Origin of the sequence: Serratia nevei (assembly GCF_024160145.1) — a bacterium.
Classification (GTDB): domain Bacteria; phylum Pseudomonadota; class Gammaproteobacteria; order Enterobacterales; family Enterobacteriaceae; genus Serratia; species Serratia nevei_A.
The window spans coordinates 24,661-41,224 of record NZ_JAMYWQ010000028.1; the positions used below are offsets into that span (position 1 = coordinate 24,661).

General features: G+C 57.3%; 19 protein-coding genes and 4 tRNA genes. 10 read left to right on the forward strand and 13 right to left on the reverse strand.

Going from position 1 to position 16,564, the window contains the following annotated elements:
* The first annotated feature begins 50 nt into the window (after window positions 1-50).
* The 8 genes from M6G53_RS18045 (at window position 51) to M6G53_RS18080 (ending at window position 6,237) form a co-directional block, all read left to right on the forward strand.
* Window positions 51-1,220, forward strand: coding sequence for a phage tail sheath protein (locus M6G53_RS18045; RefSeq protein ID WP_253333500.1), 1,170 nt, complete (start codon window positions 51-53; stop codon window positions 1,218-1,220).
* 12 nt (window positions 1,221-1,232) lie between these two features.
* Window positions 1,233-1,742: a phage major tail tube protein gene (locus M6G53_RS18050; protein ID WP_253333502.1), complete on the forward strand. Its 510-nt coding sequence runs from the start codon at window positions 1,233-1,235 to the stop codon at window positions 1,740-1,742.
* A 66-nt stretch (window positions 1,743-1,808) separates the two neighbouring features.
* On the forward strand, window positions 1,809-2,096 hold the full coding sequence (locus M6G53_RS18055; RefSeq protein WP_253333504.1) for a phage tail assembly protein: 288 nt from the start codon (window positions 1,809-1,811) through the stop codon (window positions 2,094-2,096).
* Between the two features lie 32 nt (window positions 2,097-2,128).
* Window positions 2,129-2,251 (forward strand): GpE family phage tail protein, encoded by a 123-nt coding sequence (locus M6G53_RS18060; RefSeq protein WP_253333506.1) that lies wholly within the window; start codon window positions 2,129-2,131, stop codon window positions 2,249-2,251.
* Between the two features lie 364 nt (window positions 2,252-2,615).
* Entirely contained in the window at window positions 2,616-4,298 is a 1,683-nt protein-coding gene (locus M6G53_RS18065) for a phage tail tape measure protein (RefSeq protein WP_253333509.1), read from the forward strand.
* A gap of 12 nt (window positions 4,299-4,310) precedes the next feature.
* Window positions 4,311-4,772: a phage tail protein gene (locus tag M6G53_RS18070; protein ID WP_253333511.1), complete on the forward strand. Its 462-nt coding sequence runs from the start codon at window positions 4,311-4,313 to the stop codon at window positions 4,770-4,772.
* Entirely contained in the window at window positions 4,769-5,920 is a 1,152-nt protein-coding gene (locus M6G53_RS18075; RefSeq protein ID WP_253333513.1) for a contractile injection system protein, VgrG/Pvc8 family, read from the forward strand. Before M6G53_RS18070 ends, M6G53_RS18075 begins: the two co-directional genes overlap by 4 nt.
* Before the next feature lie 89 nt (window positions 5,921-6,009).
* Entirely contained in the window at window positions 6,010-6,237 is a 228-nt protein-coding gene (locus M6G53_RS18080; protein ID WP_253333515.1) for an ogr/Delta-like zinc finger family protein, read from the forward strand.
* A gap of 144 nt (window positions 6,238-6,381) precedes the next feature.
* Here M6G53_RS18080 and rplS read toward each other — a convergent pair whose 3' ends face one another.
* The 5 genes from rplS to ffh form a co-directional block, all read right to left on the reverse strand.
* Window positions 6,382-6,738: a 50S ribosomal protein L19 gene (rplS, locus tag M6G53_RS18085; protein WP_004932484.1), complete on the reverse strand. Its 357-nt coding sequence runs from the start codon at window positions 6,736-6,738 to the stop codon at window positions 6,382-6,384.
* Window positions 6,739-6,786: 48 nt separating this feature from the next.
* Complete coding sequence (gene trmD / locus M6G53_RS18090) at window positions 6,787-7,554, reverse strand: tRNA (guanosine(37)-N1)-methyltransferase TrmD (RefSeq protein WP_004932485.1); 768 nt, start codon at window positions 7,552-7,554, stop codon at window positions 6,787-6,789.
* 52 nt (window positions 7,555-7,606) lie between these two features.
* A complete protein-coding gene (gene rimM / locus M6G53_RS18095; protein ID WP_033637182.1) occupies window positions 7,607-8,155 on the reverse strand; it encodes a ribosome maturation factor RimM in 549 nt (182 codons plus the stop codon).
* An 18-nt stretch (window positions 8,156-8,173) separates the two neighbouring features.
* A complete protein-coding gene (gene rpsP / locus M6G53_RS18100) occupies window positions 8,174-8,422 on the reverse strand; it encodes a 30S ribosomal protein S16 (protein ID WP_004932501.1) in 249 nt (82 codons plus the stop codon).
* A 214-nt stretch (window positions 8,423-8,636) separates the two neighbouring features.
* Window positions 8,637-9,998, reverse strand: a complete 1,362-nt coding sequence (gene ffh, locus M6G53_RS18105; RefSeq protein ID WP_253333517.1) for a signal recognition particle protein — start codon at window positions 9,996-9,998, stop codon at window positions 8,637-8,639.
* 169 nt (window positions 9,999-10,167) lie between these two features.
* Between ffh and M6G53_RS18110 the strand changes: the two genes are divergently transcribed.
* Both M6G53_RS18110 and M6G53_RS18115 read left to right on the forward strand, forming a co-directional pair.
* A complete protein-coding gene (locus tag M6G53_RS18110; RefSeq protein WP_253333519.1) occupies window positions 10,168-10,959 on the forward strand; it encodes a cytochrome C assembly family protein in 792 nt (263 codons plus the stop codon).
* A 42-nt stretch (window positions 10,960-11,001) separates the two neighbouring features.
* Window positions 11,002-12,291, forward strand: coding sequence for an HlyC/CorC family transporter (locus M6G53_RS18115; RefSeq protein ID WP_253333521.1), 1,290 nt, complete (start codon window positions 11,002-11,004; stop codon window positions 12,289-12,291).
* A 66-nt stretch (window positions 12,292-12,357) separates the two neighbouring features.
* Here M6G53_RS18115 and luxS read toward each other — a convergent pair whose 3' ends face one another.
* The 8 genes from luxS to M6G53_RS18155 form a co-directional block, all read right to left on the reverse strand.
* A complete protein-coding gene (gene luxS, locus M6G53_RS18120) occupies window positions 12,358-12,873 on the reverse strand; it encodes an S-ribosylhomocysteine lyase (protein ID WP_019455133.1) in 516 nt (171 codons plus the stop codon).
* Window positions 12,874-13,039: 166 nt separating this feature from the next.
* Window positions 13,040-14,602, reverse strand: a complete 1,563-nt coding sequence (gshA, locus tag M6G53_RS18125; RefSeq protein ID WP_253333523.1) for a glutamate--cysteine ligase — start codon at window positions 14,600-14,602, stop codon at window positions 13,040-13,042.
* A gap of 82 nt (window positions 14,603-14,684) precedes the next feature.
* Window positions 14,685-15,113 (reverse strand): YqaA family protein, encoded by a 429-nt coding sequence (locus M6G53_RS18130; RefSeq protein ID WP_253333525.1) that lies wholly within the window; start codon window positions 15,111-15,113, stop codon window positions 14,685-14,687.
* Window positions 15,110-15,676 carry a fructose-1-phosphate/6-phosphogluconate phosphatase gene (yqaB, locus tag M6G53_RS18135; protein WP_033637176.1) on the reverse strand — a complete coding sequence of 189 codons (567 nt, stop codon included), beginning with the start codon at window positions 15,674-15,676 and terminating at the stop codon, window positions 15,110-15,112. Before yqaB ends, M6G53_RS18130 begins: the two co-directional genes overlap by 4 nt.
* Before the next feature lie 168 nt (window positions 15,677-15,844).
* Window positions 15,845-15,921, reverse strand: a tRNA-Arg gene (locus M6G53_RS18140).
* Between the two features lie 191 nt (window positions 15,922-16,112).
* A tRNA-Arg gene (locus M6G53_RS18145) sits at window positions 16,113-16,189 on the reverse strand.
* A gap of 58 nt (window positions 16,190-16,247) precedes the next feature.
* A tRNA-Arg gene (locus M6G53_RS18150) sits at window positions 16,248-16,324 on the reverse strand.
* A 3-nt stretch (window positions 16,325-16,327) separates the two neighbouring features.
* A tRNA-Ser gene (locus M6G53_RS18155) sits at window positions 16,328-16,420 on the reverse strand.
* Window positions 16,421-16,564 lie beyond the last annotated feature (144 nt).

Here is a 16,564-nt window from a genome sequence, read left to right on the forward strand (position 1 = left end):
CGCATTACCACAGGCATTCTGTTATCACCAACCACAAACGGAGTAATGCTATGGGTGACTATCACCACGGCGTGCGTGTCCTCGAAATCAACGAAGGCACCCGCGTAATTTCCACCGTCTCGACGGCGATTATCGGCATGATTTGTACCGCAGAAGATGCCGATGCAACCCTGTTTCCTCTCAACACCCCGGTGCTGATTACCGACGTGCTGGCCGCCAGCGGCAAAGCCGGTAAAAAAGGCACGTTGGCGCATTCGCTGCTGGCGATCGCCGAGCAGGCTAAGCCGGTGACCGTCGTGGTACGCGTGGCAGAAGGGAAAGACGAAGCCGAAACCACCTCCAATATCATCGGCGGCGCCGACGAAAACGGTAAATATACCGGCATGAAAGCCCTGCTGGCCGCGCAGGCCGAACTGGGCGTGAAACCGCGCATTCTGGGCGTACCGGGCCACGATAACCAGGAAGTGGCGACCGCGCTGGCCGGCATCTGCCAACAGCTGCGCGCTTTCGGTTATATCAGCGCCTACGGCTGCAAAACCGTGTCCGACGCCATCAAATACCGCGCCAACTTCAGCCAACGCGAACTGATGCTGATTTGGCCGGACTTCATCAACTGGAACACCGCCACCAACAGCAGCGACATCGCCTTCGCCACGGCTCGCGCACTGGGGCTGCGCGCCAAGATCGACCAGGAAACCGGCTGGCACAAAACCTTGTCCAACGTCGGCGTCAACGGCGTGAGCGGCATCTCGGCCAGCGTATTTTGGGATCTGCAAACCGCAGGCACCGACGCCGATTTACTGAATGAAGGCTGTGTCACCACGCTGATCCGCAAAGATGGCTTCAAGTTCTGGGGCTCCCGCACCTGCTCCGACGAGCCGCTGTTCCGGTTTGAAAACTACACCCGCACCGCGCAGGTATTGGCCGACACGATGGCGGAAGCCCACCTGTGGGCCGTTGATCGTCCGCTCACCCCGACGCTGATCCGCGACATGATCGACGGCATCAAGGCCAAGTTCCGCGAACTGAAATCCGCAGGCCTGATCATCGACGGCGACTGCTGGTATGACGAAAGCGCCAACGATAAAGAGACTCTGAAGGCCGGCAAGCTGTTTATCGATTACGACTACACCCCAGTGCCACCACTGGAGGATCTGACCCTGCGTCAGCGCATTACCGATCGTTACCTGGCGAACTTCGCCGCATCCGTGAACAGCTAAGGAGACTGAATCATGGCACTGCCAAAAAAACTGAAATACCTGAACCTGTTTAACGATGGCTTCAACTACATGGGGGTAGTTTCCTCTATGACGCTGCCGAAGCTGACCCGCAAGCTGGAGAAATTCCGCGGCGGCGGCATGAGCGGTGCAGCCTCGGTGGACTTCGGCCTGGACGATGATGCGCTGGTGGTGGAGTGGACCATGGGCGGCATTGACGAACTGGTGCTCAAGCAATGGGGCCGCGTCGATGCAGTGCCGCTGCGCTTTACCGGCTCTTTCCAACGCGATGACACCGGCGACGTCTCCGCGCTCGAAGTGGTGATGCGCGGCCGCCATAAAGAGATCGACAGCGGCGACTTCAAGCAGGGTGAAGATACCGAAACCAAGGTCTCCACCGACTGCACCTACTTCAAGCTGAGCATCGATGGCAAAGAGCTGATCGAGATCGATACCATCAGCATGATCGAAAAAGTCGACGGTGTAGACCTGCTGGCGGCGCACCGCCGCGCCATCGGCCTGTAATTTTTCACCTCAACGGCCAGCCTTTGTGCTGGCCCTCTTTTCCCAAATTAAGAACTGGATACCCCCATGGAACTGAATGCATCCCCGGAAAATACCGTCATCCTGAACACCCCGATCAAACGCGGCGAGAGCGAAATTGCCAGCGTACAAGTGACCAAGCCGAACGCCGGCAGCCTGCGCGGCATCGGCCTGGCGGCGCTGGCCAACGCCGATGTCGACGCATTGATCACCATTCTGCCTCGCGTCACTTACCCGAACCTGACCAAGGAAGAGTGCGCCCGCCTGGAACTGCCGGATCTGATCGCGCTGGCCGGCCAGGTGATCGGTTTTTTGTCGCCGACATCGGCCGAGTAACGGTCGATCCTACTCTGACGGTAGATGACCTGATGGCGGATATCGCGGTGATTTTTCACTGGCCGCCTTCAGAGATGAACGGCATGGCGCTGGCGGAACTGATCGGCTGGCGCCACAGAGCACTACAACGTAGTGGAGTAAAAACAGATGAGTGACACTGGCAGCAAAGCAGCGTTGAAAGACGCTAACAACACCGTCCGCAAATATCGTCAGCAGCTCAAAATCGAGCGGAAAAACCAATCCCAGCTCGCCGCATTGTTGAAGGTCAAAACGACGCAAGCGGACGCGCTACGCGAACTGGATGATATCCGCAATATCCCCGCAAGCTTGCCCGCATTCTTATCTTCTCCAGAGGATATTGCGACGGCGCAACAGGCAAACTTAAATTACGTCGTGCAAAGCGCGCGGCAAGCCCTCGCATCTCGCAGTCAACAGCGTCTGGAACAGCAATTGCAGTCGAGAGAGGTGGATATCACCGACTTACCCCTTGCACAACGCACATTCCAAAAGAAGTCAGACGTGACGCAAAGCCTCCTTAATCATCAACGCGACCAACACCAGGGCCTGCGCCAAAAGAGACGTCAGGAGGTGCTTGGCGATTACCACAACCGCCAGGAGAAAATCGGCAGGCTCAATGAGATCAGTGCGCGGGGCGCGGAGGCGGCGGGTAACATTTTCGGCGTCGGGAAAACGCTGTTTACACCGGGCGTGAAATTCGAACAACAGATGTCGGGCGTGCAGGCACAGTTGGGATTGGATAGCGGCGATCGGCGCCTGACCGATTTGCGCCAGCAGGCAACCGGCCTGGCCACTGAAGGGCAGTCCGCACACGAAGTGGTTCAGGCGCAGGCCGCGCTGGCCAATGCCGGTTACAGCGCTCAGGACGTGTTGACCGCCGCCCCCGCGGCGCTGAATCTGGCCAAGGCCAGCGGCGGCAGTATCGAAGAAGCGGTAAAAGCGCTGACGGGGATCCAGAGCACCTTTCAGCTGCCCGTCGCTCAAGCGAATAACATCGCAGATGTGCTGGCCAAAGCCGGCAACAGCTATCAGCTGAATCTGCCAGAGCTGGAAGCCCAGCTACGCGCGGCGGCACCCGCCGCAGGCCACGAGGGTCAAAGCCTGGAGCAAACCGCAGCGCAACTGGCGCCGCCGGGGCGCAGCCTGGGCAAAGTCGACGGCGCGGCCCAGATGTTGGTCACCGTCAAAGGCGACAACCTGGATGGCGATATCAAAAAGCTGTTCGCCTCGTGGGACAGTCTGCGCATCGACCTGTTCGATGGGCAGACTGCCGCTTTGCGCCAACTGACGCAAACCGCCACTGGCTGGTTGACCGCGCTAGGCCAGTGGACTCAGGCCAACCCGGCGCTTGCCAATACCTTGATGACCGTCGGCATCGCCATTACCGCATTGGTTGGCGGCCTGTCATCCATCGGCGTTTTCATCGCTCCGGCATTGAGCGCCGTCAATATGCTGATGGCTGGCGCCGGCCTGTTGGGCACGATATTCACCTCCGTTGGCGGCATGATCGCCGGCGCATTCGCCGCGCTCAGTCTGCCGATCGTGGCCGTCGTCGCAGCGATCATCGGCGGCGCCGCCTTAGTTTATAAGTACTGGGAGCCGATCAGCGCCTTTATGGGCGGCGTCGCCAGCGGTTTTGTCGCCGCCATCGCCCCTATCGTCGAAGGTTTCGCCCCGATGCTGTCGCTGTTCGAAGGGGTCATCGGCCTGTTCAAAGCCGGTTTTAACGCGTTGCAGGAGCTGCTGGCGCCGATCAAATTGACGCAGGAAGGATTAAGCAACGCCACCAGCTACGGCAAAGCGTTCGGCGAGATCCTGACGACCGTCTTGACTGCGCCAATCGCGATGTTCGCCAAGCTCAGCGGCAGCGTGATACGGCTGTTGAAAACCTTCGGCCTGTTGAGCGCCAACCCACCGGAACTGGATGATGAGCAAATCAAAACCGTTCAGAACGACTTGGCGGCCGACGCGCTGAAAGAGAGAGCGACGGTACAGAACTATCAACCGGCAATGGCGCCGAGCGCCATCTCGACCGCCAATAATCGCTCCATTACCAACCATATGACCATCAATACCACTCCGGGTATGGATCGTCAGGAAGTCGAGCAAATCATCAACCATGTGAATCGTCAGAACCAGTTGGATAGCGACAACGCCGTTTATTCAGACTATCGCTTTGCATAAGGAGCTTTCATCATGATGCTAACGCTTGGGCTGTTCGTATTTATGTTACGCACAATCCCTTATCAAACCATGAATCGTCAGATGGACTACCGCTGGCCGGAAAACGGCAGGGTTGGACAACGCGCCACCTCACAGTTTCTTGGCGTCGATACGGAGACGATCACGCTCAGCGGCCAACTGCTGCCGGAACTGACCGGCGGCCGTCTTTCTCTGCTCACGCTGCAAACCATGGCAGAGCAAGGCCGCGCCTGGCCGCTGATTGAAGGCAGCGGCACCATTTACGGCATGTTCGTGATTCAGAAGATTTCTCAAACCAGCACCCATTTCTTTCCGGATGGGCAGCCGCGGCAAATTAATTTCGATATCACGCTGAAACGTGTCGATGAGTCGTTGCACGCCATGTTTGGCGATCTGCGGCAGCAAGCGACCGACTTGCTCGATAAAGCGCAAAAAGCGACGGGGGTAAGCTTATGATCACCGAAACCTATCAACCTGTGGGGGCGAAACTCGCCCCCGACTTTATTCTGACCCTGAGCGAAAAAGACGTCACGGAGAATATCCGCGATCGGCTGATCTCGCTGAAGATGGAGGATTTTAGCGGGTTCAAGGCGGACACCCTCAGCCTCACGTTGGATGACAGCGACGGTCAGCTGCACATGCCCGAGCGGGGCGCGGTTCTTGAGCTGTTCCTCGGCTGGCAGGGTTCCGCCTTAATCGGCCAGGGAAAATTCGTCGTCGATACCGTTATCCACAGCGGCGCGCCGGATACCCTGCAAATCACCGCTCGCAGCGCGGATTTTCGCAGCTCGATGACACAGTTGCGCAGCCTGTCTTATCATGAAAAAACGGTTGGCGATATCGTGCAACAGATCGCCGATCGCAATAGCTTGCCGGCCCCCTCTCTGGCGGCAGAGATTGCAGCCATCAGCATTCCTCACATCGACCAAACCAACGAGTCGGACCTGCAGTTTCTCACTCGTCTTGCCACCCTCAACGGCGCTCAGGCCAGCATCAAGTATCAGCGGATTTTGTTTCTGACGCCGGGCATGGGGCGCACGGCGAACGGCGATCCGATCCCGATGATGACGCTGACGCGCAACGACGGCGATCGCCATACCTTTCAGTTGGCGGACGCCAAAGCCTACAGCGGCGTCTCCGCCATTTGGCTCAACACAGATAAGCCCGAAGAGGCGCAAAAAAAGGTCAGCCTTCACCGCCAACCTTCGGCGCCCAAAAGCGGCGAGGCGCAGCATCCCGCCGCCAAGCCCGGCGCGCCCGTCGCCAAGACGGAGAACGCGTCAAGCTATATGGTGGGCCAACCCGACCAGGTCTACCACATACCAAAAGTCTTCCGTGACAAGGCTTCCGCCATGCGTGCGGCCGAAGCGGTATTTAAGCGCATCCAAAAAGGCGTCGCCAGATTTACGATCAATCTGGCGGTAGGACGTCCGGACCTGTTTCCCGAACGCCCTATTCAGGTGCGCGGCTTTAAAAACGTTATCGATAACCAGCGATGGATCATCGACAAAGTCACCCATAATCTGAGCGCCGCCGGCTATACCTGCAGCCTGAATCTGGAGATCTCGTTGGCCGACCTGACGTACCAAAGCGCCGAGTCGTGAGATTTCATTTGCATCTTAATCTTGCTTTTGCAAGTTAATGAGCTATTATAAGTCATATAACTTGATGTAGCAGAAAGAGGGATTCAACTATGATGCACTGTCCATTATGCGGTAACGTGGCCCACACTCGCTCCAGCCGCTATCTGAGCGAGTCGACCAAGGAGCGCTACCATCAATGTCGCAACATCAACTGTAGCTGCACGTTCGCCACGCACGAGTCCGTTGCGCGGGTGATCGTCAAGCCTGGCGATGACATTGTGCCGGCGCAACCGCACCCGCCGGAGAACCAGCATAAACAAAGCGCCGCGGCGCTGTAATGCAAAAAGCCTGCTGATGCAGGCTTTTTTATGTCGCGATTACGCGGGTAAACCTCGCAAATGCAACACAGCGGGATTTTCAAATAAAAAAAAGGGGTTGGCATAATGCCAACCCCTGATAACTATTAACTTTTGGATGCAGCGTTAGCCAACGCGGTTCAGACGCTCTTTGATACGAGCAGCCTTACCAGTACGCTCACGCAGGTAGTACAGTTTAGCTTTACGAACGGCACCACGACGTTTAACAGTAATGCTGTCGATTACTGGGGAGTGAGTCTGGAATACGCGCTCAACACCTTCGCCGTTGGAAATCTTACGAACAGTGAATGCAGAGTGCAGACCGCGGTTACGGATAGCGATAACCACGCCCTCGAATGCCTGCAGACGTTTTTTGCTACCTTCAACGACCCATACCTTCACTTCCACGGAATCACCCGGACGGAATGCAGGTACGTCTTGTTTCATCTGCTCTTGTTCAAGTTGCTTAATAATGTTGCTCATAATATGTCTCTTACCCTAGGTAAACTGATATATCGGTCCCGTCTGATGTCAGACGTTTCCTTCATAGTCCTGTTGCCTGGCCTGATGTTCCCGTTGGAACTCAGCCAGCAACACCGCTTGCTCGTCAGTCAGAGCTAGGCTTTCTAGAAGTTCAGGTCTTCTAAGCCAGGTTCGGCCCAGCGACTGCTTTAAGCGCCAGCGACGTATCTCGGCATGGTTGCCCGACAGCAGAACCGGCGGTACTTCCATCCCTTCCAACACCTCTGGGCGGGTATAGTGCGGGCAGTCCAGCAATCCGTCGGCGAAGGAGTCTTCCTCCGCTGAGGCCTGATGGCCCAGCACACCCGGTATGAAACGGGCGACTGAATCAATCAGGGTCATCGCCGGCAGTTCCCCGCCGCTGAGAACGTAATCGCCGATTGACCATTCTTCGTCAATTTCGGTTTGGATTACGCGCTCGTCTATCCCTTCGTAACGGCCGCACACCAGAATCATCTTCTGATTGGCCGCCAGTTCGCACACGCCGGTTTGATCCAGCTTGCGCCCCTGAGGTGACAGATAAATCACCTTTGCTCCCTCGCCTGCCGCTGCTTTCGCCGCATGAATGGCTTCCCGTAAAGGTTGCACCATCATCAGCATTCCCGGGCCGCCGCCGTATGGGCGATCGTCCACGGTGCGATGCCGGTCGTAGGTGAAGTCGCGAGGACTCCAACACTGCACGCTCAGCAGGCCATTTTTTACTGCCCGGCCAGTCACCCCGTAATCGGTGATAGCGCGGAACATCTCAGGAAACAGGCTTACAATACCGATGAACACAAGCCAATCCCCTTACCGTTATTCCACTTGCTTCGACCGTTTGATCCGGGGGTCAAAAACCAGGATCCCAATCTGCCTCAATCACGCGGGCAGTGAGATCGACTTTCTTGATAACCTGCCCATGAAGAAACGGAATCAACCGCTCCTTCATGCCGAACGCATCTTTCAGGTTCGCTTTCACAACCATCACATCGTTCGAGCCGGTTTCCATCATATCGATGACTTTACCCAGCTCGTAGCCGGCGGTGGTGACTACCTGGCAGCCCATCAGGTCTTTCCAGTAGTAATCGTCACCCTCCAGCGGAGGAAGTTGATCGGAATCCACCATAATCTCGCGATTAGTCAGCAGATTCGCCGCGTCCCGATCGTCAATGCCTTTGACCTTGATGATCAGATCCTGACTGTGGCGCTTCCAGTCTTCCAACTCGATATGCTGCCACTGACCCGCCTGCTGGATAAACCACGGCTGATAGTCAAAAATGCTTTCGGCGTTCTCGGTGGATGAAAACACTCTGAGCCAACCACGAATGCCGTAAGCGGAACCCATTTTACCGAGTACAATCGGCGCGATCGGCGCTACCGGTTTGAGTTGCTTGCTCATTGCCACCACCGCGACAGATTAAGCTGCTTTCTTAGCGTCTTTGATCAGCGCGTGAACGCGATCAGAAACGGTTGCACCCAGACCCACCCAGTGCTCGATGCGGTCCAGGTCCAGACGCAGTGCTTCAGCCTGACCGGATGCGATCGGGTTGAAGAAGCCTACGCGCTCGATGAAACGACCATCACGAGCGTTGCGGCTGTCGGTCACTACTACTTGATAGAACGGACGCTTTTTAGCGCCGCCACGTGCCAAACGAATTGTTACCATAACATCCTCTTTAGTTAATAAAACAGCCGGGCCCCATTGAGGGACGGGGCCCGGTTGCAATATAAAAAGCCCGAAAATTTTACTCATTTTGGCGCAAAAAGCAATCTAAAGCGTCGATTGCGGGGGACAACTTTTGCAGCCTGTCAAATTTCGGGCGGTTTTCACCGCGAACGGCGAATGCTGAAAGCGCCCGCACTCGGCGTGCGGGAGCCCGTCAGCGGCCAGGGAAGCCCGGCGGCATCATGCCTTTCATGCCGCGCATCATCTTCGCCATACCGCCTTTCTTCATCTTCTTCATCATACGCTGCATTTCGTCGAACTGCTTCAGCAAGCGGTTGACGTCCTGCACCTGCATGCCGGCCCCCATCGCGATGCGGCGCTTGCGCGAGCCCTTGATGATTTCCGGTTTGGCGCGCTCTTTCAGCGTCATCGAGTTGATGATCGCCTCCATGCGCACCAGCACTTTGTCGTCCATCTGCGACTTGACGTTGTCCGGCAGTTGGCCGGCACCCGGCAGCTTGCTCAGCATGTTGGCCATGCCGCCCATGTTGCGCATCTGCTTGAGCTGCTCCAGGAAGTCGGTCAGATCGAAACCGTCGCCCTTCTTCAGCTTGTTGGCCAACTTCTCCGCCTGCTCGCGGTCGACCTTGCTTTCGATATCTTCGATCAGCGACAGCACGTCGCCCATGCCCAGGATGCGCGATGCCACGCGATCCGGGTAGAACGGCTCCAGCGCTTCGGTCTTCTCGCCCACGCCGAGGAATTTGATCGGCTTGCCGGTGATATGACGGATGGACAGCGCGGCACCGCCGCGCGCGTCGCCGTCGACCTTGGTCAGCACCACGCCGGTCAGCGGCAGCGCTTCGTTAAACGCCTTGGCGGTATTGGCGGCATCCTGGCCGGTCATGGCGTCGACCACGAACAGGGTTTCCACCGGCTTGATCGCCGCGTGCACCTGTTTGATCTCGTCCATCATCGCTTCGTCAACGTGCAGACGGCCGGCGGTATCAACGATCAGCACATCATAAAACTTCAGCTTGGCCTGTTGCAGCGCGCGATTGACGATGTCGATCGGTTTTTCTTTGACGTCGGACGGGAAGAAGTCGATGCCGACGCCTTCCGCCAGCGTTTCCAGCTGTTTGATCGCCGCCGGGCGATAAACGTCCGCAGACACCACCAACACTTTCTTCTTCTGCTTTTCCTTCAGGAATTTGCCGAGCTTACCGACGCTGGTGGTTTTACCGGCACCCTGCAGGCCCGCCATCAGCACCACCGCCGGCGGCTGGGCCGCCAGGTTCAGCTCGGTGTTCACTTCGCCCATCGCGGCAATCAGCTCGCCCTTGACGATCTTGACGAACTCCTGCCCCGGCGTCAGGCTCTTGTTGACTTCATGGCCGACCGCGCTCTCTTTGACGCGGCTGATGAAGTCGCGCACCACTGGCAGCGCAACGTCCGCTTCCAGCAACGCCATGCGCACTTCACGCAGGGTGTCCTTGATATTCTCTTCGGTCAGCCGCCCGCGGCCGCTGATATTGCGCAACGTGCGCGACAATCGATCGGTTAAATTTTCAAACATCGTCTCATGCTCAACGTGTAATGACAGGCCGCTCCGGCGACACAATTGCGCCGATGATAACACGAAGCGCGCCGGATCTCTGCCTCAGCGTTGGAGATAGGTTGGAGTGAAACGCGCGCAACGTTATACTGACACTCCAATTAACCACGCCGAAGCAAAATTAAACGCTATGCCAGTTTTCTCCATTGTGGCTTTGATGGCCTACCTGCTCAGCCTTGGACTGATCATTCCCAGCTTGTTGCGGAAGAACAGCGCATACCGTCGGCTTGCTCTCGTCTCGGCGGTAGTGGCGCTGATTTGCCACGCCATCGCGCTGCAGCAGCGCATCTTTGACGTCAGCACCGGGCAGAATCTCAGCCTGTTGAACATTGGTTCCATCGTCAGCCTGATCATCTGCTCGGTGATGACCTTCGTCGCCTCGCGCGATCGCGGCTGGTTCCTGCTGCCGATCGTCTACAGCTTCGCGATGATCAACCTGGCCTTTGCCAGCTTTATGCCCGGCGAGTTCATCACTCACCTGGAGGCCAGCCCGGAACTGATGGTGCATATCGGTCTGGCGCTGTTCTCTTACGCCACCCTGATCATCGCCGCACTTTACGCCTTGCAGCTCGCCTGGCTCGACTACCTGTTGAAAAACAAGAAGCTGACCTTCAGCGCCGACATGCCGCCGCTGATGAGCATCGAGCGCAAGATGTTCCATATCACCCAGATCGGCGTGGTGCTGTTGACGCTCACCCTGTGCACCGGCCTGCTGTACATGGATAATCTGTTCAGCAAAGAGAACGTGCATAAAGCCGTGCTGTCGATCATGGCCTGGTTCGTGTATATCGTGCTGTTGTGGGGCCATTACCACGAAGGCTGGCGCGGCCGCCGCGTCGTCTGGTTCAGCTTCGCCGGCGCCTTCCTGCTGACGCTCGCCTACTTCGGCAGCCGTCTGATTCAGCAGGTAATGGTGCACTAAGCCAGCCCGGTTCAATTCTCCCACTCTATAAGGAATACTGCATTGGAGCATGTGTCGACGGGGACCCTCATCATTATCCTGGTGATCATGATCGTGGTCTCCGCTTACTTCTCCGCCTCCGAAACCGGCATGATGACGCTCAATCGCTATCGCCTGCGTCACCTGTCCAAACAGGGCAACCGCTCGGCGCGTCGGGTGGAAAAGTTACTGCAAAAACCGGATCGACTGATCGGCCTGGTGCTGATCGGCAACAACCTGGTCAACATCCTCGCCTCGGCGCTGGCGACCATTGTCGGCATGCGGCTGTATGGCGATCTTGGCGTAGCGATCGCCACCGGCGTGCTGACCTTCGCCGTGCTGCTGTTCGCCGAAGTGCTGCCGAAGACCTTCGCCGCGCTCTACCCGGAACGCATCGCTTTCCCCAGCAGTTTCCTGCTGGCGCCGTTGCAAAAGGTGATGTTCCCGCTGGTCTGGCTGCTCAACGGCATCACCAGCCTGGCCTTGCGCCTGTTCGGCATTCGCACCAACGTGCGCATCAGCGACGCCGTCAGCAAGGATGAGCTGCGCACCATCGTGCGCGAATCCCAGTCGCAAATCTCCCGCCGCAATCAGGACATGCTGATCTCGGTGCTGGATCTGGAAAAGGTGACGGTCAACGATATCATGGTGCCACGCACCGAGATCGTCGGTATCGACGTCAACGACGACTGGAAATCGATCATGCGCCAGCTGACCCACTCGCCGCACGGCCGCATCGTGCTGTATCGCAGCTCGCTGGACGACGCGATCGGCATGTTGCGCGTGCGCGAAGCCTACCGCCTGATGACCGAGAAAAAAGAGTTCAACAAAGAGAACCTGCTGCGCGCCGCCGATGAGATCTACTTCGTGCCGGAAGGCACGCCGCTCAACGTGCAGCTGGTGAAGTTCCAGCGCAACAAGGAGAAGGTCGGCATCGTGGTCGACGAGTACGGCGACATTCAGGGCCTGGTCACGGTGGAAGACATTCTCGAAGAGATCGTCGGCGACTTCACCACCTCAATGTCACCGACGCTGGCGGAAGAGGTCACGCCGCAGAGCGACGGATCGGTCTTGATCGATGGCACCGCCAACGTGCGCGAGCTGAACAAGGCCTTCAACTGGACTCTACCGGCCAGCGAAGCCCGCACCGTCAACGGCATGCTGCTCGAAGAGCTGGAAGAGATCCCTGAGACCGGCACCCGGGTGCGTATCGGCCATTACGATATCGACATCCTCGACGTGCAGGGCAACATGATCAAACAGGTGCGGGTCACGCCGATCACCTCGCTGCAGTCCAGCGTCGGCCATCACTGACCACCGGCCTGAAAGTAAAAAAGACGCGAAATCGCGTCTTTTTTACTTTCTGCGGGAAACTCGCGGCTAGATATGCAGTTCCTGCAGCTTCTCTTTCGGCAGCGCCAGCTCGTCGTTGTGGTTCACCACCACGTCGTTATCCAGGATGTGCTTGGCGATCTCCTGTGCTTCTTCCAGCGAGTGCATATGGTAAGTGCCGCACTGGTATTCGTTCAGCTCAGGGATCTTGCGCTGGTCGGTCACTTTCAGCACGTCGGCCATCGCCGCTTTCCATGCATCGGCGACACGCTGCTCTTCCGGCACGCCGATCAGGCTCATGTAAAAACCGGTACGACAGCCCATCGGGGAGATATCGATAATCTCCACGCCCTGGCCGTTCAGGTGGTCACGCATAAAGCCGGCGAACAGGTGCTCCAGCGTATGAATACCGCGCTCGGGCATCACTTCCAGGTTCGGGCGGCAAAAGCGCAGATCAAACACCGTGATGGTATCGCCATGAGGGGTTTTCATGGTTTTGGCAACGCGGACAGCCGGGGCTGCCATACGGGTATGATCGACGGTAAAGCTATCCAGCAATGGCATTTCGCTACCTCCTCGTAAAAGAGCATTTATTTCGAAACTTTTTTTCCTAACCGGGAAACCTTTTCCAACCCTGCGAGTCTGAGTATGTGAAAGACGCGCATTTGTTATCATCATCCCTGTCATCAGAGATGCATATTTGGCCACATTGATGTGGCCTTTTTCTTTTTCAGCTTCCGCCGTTTTGCTTCAGGAACGCTTCAAAGCTTAGCGTATCATTGGCTTCCATGTCGCGTTGACGCTGCCACGAGGCTTCCCGCTCTTTATCCAGCTCGGCTTCGTTCAGGATTTCCAACGGCTCTTCGAGCAATGTCTGGCGATACTGCTCCGCCAGCTGTAACCCGACGCGCCCAGTGCCTTCCGCCTTCATCGCCTTCAGAATGCGCGCGGAGAAGGTCAGCTCAGGATCGTCGAACGCGGCGACCAGCTCATCGCACACCTGCTGGTATTGGCGGTTGCCGGCTTCGCCGTCCAACACTTCCGCCACCCGGAGCAAATCGTCAAACAGCGCCTTGCCCACTTTCTCCAGCGGTTCTCGGCTGGCGTCGCAACCGATGCCGATGGTCTGGCCCGGCTTGCGCCCTTCAAGAATTACCCGATTCCAGTTCTTGCGCGTGCACAGCAGTTCATCGCTGCTCATCTCCGGCGCATCGGCCAGCGCGCACCACACCAGGAACAGATCCAGGAAACGCGCCTGCACCGCATCCACGCCGATCGGCGAGAACGGGTTGATGTCCAGCGAACGCACTTCGATGTATTCGATGCCGCCGCGCAGCAGCGCGTCTGACGGCGTCTCGCCGCTTTGGGTCACGCGCTTCGGCCGGATCGGCGCATACAGCTCGTTCTCGATTTGCAGCACGTTGCTGTTCAGCTGCAGGTAGCGATCGCCCTCTTTCACGCCCAGCTTGGCGAACTCTTCGGAAGGCGTGGCGATCGCCCGCTTCAGACCGGCCACATAGCTGTGCAGATCGTTGAAGGTGATGCCCAGATTGCTCTGCGACTTGTTGGTGTAACCCAGGTCGCTCAGACGCAGCGAGGTGGCGTAAGGCAAGTAGCACATCCCCTGCTCGGTGCGCTCGAACGGCAGACTGGTCTCACGCCCTTTGAGGAACGAAGAACAAATGGCCGGCGATGCGCCGAACAGATACGGGATCACCCAGCCGAAACGGTAGTAGTTGCGGATCAGGCGGAAATACCCCGCCGAGATCTGCTCTTTACCGCTTTCTGCGTCCTGCACGCCGGCCCAGGCCTGCCAAAACTCCAGCGGCAGCGAGAAGTTGTAATGCACGCCGGAAATGGTCTGCATCAGCGCGCCGTAGCGATTCTTCAACCCTTCGCGGTACAGCGTCTTCATGCGGCCGATGTTCGACGAACCGAACTGCGCCAGCTCGATATCCTGCTCGGCTTCAATAAAGCACGGCATGCTGAGCGGCCACATGCGCTCATCGCCAATATTACGCGCCACGTAGCGATGAATATCGCGCAGGAACGTCAGCAAGTGATCGATATTGTCATCAACCGGCGTAATGAACTCTAACAGCGCTTCGGCGAAGTCCGTGGTGATCCAGTGGTGCGTCAATGCCGCGCCCAGCTTTTCCGGATGCCCGGTGGTCGCCAAGGTGCCGTCCGCCTTGACCCGCAGCGTTTCACGCTCGATGCCACGACGAATGCCTTTTAATGCCTGAGGATGGGCTTCCAACCAAGAAAGCGCCTGTGATACGTCCGGGATCAAATTGACCTCCCGCTTCTAAAAACAATAACTCGTAAGCATACTGAATCCGCACCCGAGAGAATATTGAGTTATATTCACTTGGTTACTGCCACCAGGCGATGCCCTGTACCGTTATCATAGCCAAAATGATGTAACGCAGCGCCTTTCCGATACACAGAAACAGCGCGACAGAGCCCCAGGGCATGCGTAGCCAACCTGCCAACACGCACAACAAATCGCCCACCACCGGCACCCAGCTGAGCAGCAGCGCAGCCGGGCCGAAGCGTTGCAGCCACCCGAGCGCCGTTGCCAGCCCCCGCTGTGGTTTCAACGCCGGTAACAGGCGCCCGATAATGACATTGGTCAAGCCACCCAGCGTGTTGCCCAGGGTCGCGGCCAGCACCAGCAACTCCGGCGAGACGTGACTCTGGGTCAGCAAGGCGACCAGAACGATTTCTGAATTTCCCGGCAGCAGCGTCGCACTGAGGAAACTGCTGCCAAATAACGATATTACGGCTAGCGTACTACTCACAGCGTACGAACGTCTACCACAGCCATACCGGCACTTTTCGCCGCCTGAATGCCGAAATCGGCGTCTTCAAACACCACGCATTTTTCCGGCGGCACGCCGATCAGTTCGGCACAGCGCAGGAAGGTGTCCGGCTCCGGTTTATGGCGCTGTACGTCGTCCGCACCGACGATCGCGTCGAAGCAGTTGAACAGGCCGAGATGACGCAGCAGCATTTCCGCCATGCGGTGCTCGCTGCCGGTACCGACCGCCATCGGACGGCGGCCGTGATAGGACTTCACCACCTCGATCAGTGGCAATGGACGCACGCTGTCCAACAGCATCGCTTCCACCGCGCGGGTTTTCTCCGCGGCCAGGTGATGGGGATCGAGATCGGCCTGATGGCTGGCGATAATCGCCTGCGCGATGCGCCAGGTCGGTGAACCGCTCAGCGCCACCATGGCCGCTTCATCAAACGTCATGCCATAACGGGACAGCACTTCACGCCACGCTTTGCGGTGCGTTGGCTCGGTGTCCAGAATCGTGCCGTCCATGTCGAAAATAAGACCCTGATAGCGGTCGTACATCGTTACTCCATGATCGTGGAGGAAAGAAAACTACTTTAGCGTAAAGCCGTTGGGTTGTCGCTGACTGCGTCATAACGGAATGTGCTGTGCCCGATCGGGCGCAAAGGGAAAAAGGAGGATGGAAAAAGCTGAAAAGCGAAAAACCCGCCGAAGCGGGTTTCTCTTAGATGGTGCATCCGGGAGGATTCGAACCTCCGACCGCTCGGTTCGTAGCCGAGTACTCTATCCAGCTGAGCTACGGATGCATTACTGTTTTTACTGCTTGCCTGCTTCGCTAATGAAGCCAGACTTAAAGAATGGTGCATCCGGGAGGATGATTCGGCGCTAGCGCCTCACCCTTCTGGCCGTTGCTAAAGCAACGTTATCCTCCCTAAGGGACACTTTCTTTTTTACTGTCCGCCTGAAGATTGCTCTTCGCGATACGGGAAGTGAAGAATGGTGCATCCGGGAGGATTCGAACCTCCGACCGCTCGGTTCGTAGCCGAGTACTCTATCCAGCTGAGCTACGGATGCACAGTAATTCTTTGATACCCTATGGTACTTTGTTCCCAACTCTACCATACGGCTAATATGGTGCATCCGGGAGGATTCGAACCTCCGACCGCTCGGTTCGTAGCCGAGTACTCTATCCAGCTGAGCTACGGATGCAAATGGCGGTGAGGCGGGGATTCGAACCCCGGATGCAGCTTTTGACCGCATACTCCCTTAGCAGGGGAGCGCCTTCAGCCTCTCGGCCACCTCACCAAACGCTTCTTTCGAATTGTGCCTGACTTGCTTTAGAGAAGCTCATCGGCACTGCGTGGCGCACATATTACTTTCTCCGACTTTTAAGTCAAACAATTTTTCCCAACTCATGCGCGTTTGCACAATTCACACTCAACATGGGCG

Excerpts from the sequence above, each read along its gene's own strand:
- M6G53_RS18045 (WP_253333500.1), top strand. The coding sequence starts at position 51 with ATGGGTGACTATCACCACGGCGTGCGTGTCCTCGAAATCAACGAAGGC.
- M6G53_RS18050 (WP_253333502.1), top strand. The coding sequence starts at position 1,233 with ATGGCACTGCCAAAAAAACTGAAATACCTGAACCTGTTTAACGATGGC.
- M6G53_RS18055 (WP_253333504.1), top strand. The coding sequence starts at position 1,809 with ATGGAACTGAATGCATCCCCGGAAAATACCGTCATCCTGAACACCCCG.
- M6G53_RS18060 (WP_253333506.1), top strand. The coding sequence starts at position 2,129 with ATGGCGGATATCGCGGTGATTTTTCACTGGCCGCCTTCAGAGATGAAC.
- M6G53_RS18070 (WP_253333511.1), top strand. The coding sequence starts at position 4,311 with ATGATGCTAACGCTTGGGCTGTTCGTATTTATGTTACGCACAATCCCT.
- M6G53_RS18075 (WP_253333513.1), top strand. The coding sequence starts at position 4,769 with ATGATCACCGAAACCTATCAACCTGTGGGGGCGAAACTCGCCCCCGAC.
- M6G53_RS18080 (WP_253333515.1), top strand. The coding sequence starts at position 6,010 with ATGATGCACTGTCCATTATGCGGTAACGTGGCCCACACTCGCTCCAGC.
- rplS (WP_004932484.1), bottom strand. The coding sequence starts at position 6,738 with ATGAGCAACATTATTAAGCAACTTGAACAAGAGCAGATGAAACAAGAC.
- rimM (WP_033637182.1), bottom strand. The coding sequence starts at position 8,155 with ATGAGCAAGCAACTCAAACCGGTAGCGCCGATCGCGCCGATTGTACTC.
- rpsP (WP_004932501.1), bottom strand. The coding sequence starts at position 8,422 with ATGGTAACAATTCGTTTGGCACGTGGCGGCGCTAAAAAGCGTCCGTTC.
- ffh (WP_253333517.1), bottom strand. The coding sequence starts at position 9,998 with ATGTTTGAAAATTTAACCGATCGATTGTCGCGCACGTTGCGCAATATC.
- M6G53_RS18110 (WP_253333519.1), top strand. The coding sequence starts at position 10,168 with ATGCCAGTTTTCTCCATTGTGGCTTTGATGGCCTACCTGCTCAGCCTT.
- luxS (WP_019455133.1), bottom strand. The coding sequence starts at position 12,873 with ATGCCATTGCTGGATAGCTTTACCGTCGATCATACCCGTATGGCAGCC.
- yqaB (WP_033637176.1), bottom strand. The coding sequence starts at position 15,676 with ATGTACGACCGCTATCAGGGTCTTATTTTCGACATGGACGGCACGATT.